Origin of the sequence: Streptomyces sp. DH12 (assembly GCF_020873895.1) — a bacterium.
Taxonomy (GTDB): domain Bacteria; phylum Actinomycetota; class Actinomycetes; order Streptomycetales; family Streptomycetaceae; genus Streptomyces.
In genome coordinates, this window is sequence record NZ_JAHWGT010000738.1 from 1 (window position 1) to 498 (window position 498).

1 protein-coding gene is annotated in these 498 nt (G+C 73.5%); it reads left to right on the forward strand.

The window, feature by feature from the left end:
• Position 1: 1 nt before the first annotated feature.
• The coding region (gene pyrE / locus LPA54_RS36805; RefSeq protein WP_228984839.1) for an orotate phosphoribosyltransferase at positions 2-498 on the forward strand (497 nt) is incomplete at its 3' end.

The following is a 498-nucleotide window of genomic DNA, read 5'->3' on the forward strand; positions in this document are numbered from 1 at the left end:
GATCAAGGACAAGGCCGTGGTACACGGCAAGGTGACCCTCTCCTCCGGTCTGGAGGCCGACTACTACGTCGACCTGCGCCGCATCACCCTCGACGGCGAGGCCGCCCCGCTGGTCGGGCAGGTGCTGCTGGACCTGACCGAGGAGCTGGAGTTCGACGCGGTGGGCGGGCTGACCATGGGCGCCGACCCCGTTGCCGCCGCCATGCTGCACGCCGCCGCCGCGCGCGGCCGCACGCTGGACGCGTTCGTCGTGCGCAAGGCCGCCAAGGCGCACGGTCTGCAGCGCCGTGTGGAGGGCCCGGACATCAAGGGCCGCCGCGTGCTGGTGGTGGAGGACACCTCCACCACCGGCGGCTCCCCGCTCACCGCCGTGGAGGCCGTGCGCGAGGCCGGCGCCGAGGTCGTGGGCGTGGCGACGATCGTCGACCGGGCCACCGGAGCCGCCGAGAAGATCCGCGAGGGCGCCGGGGTGCCGTACCTGTTCGCCTTCTCCAAGGA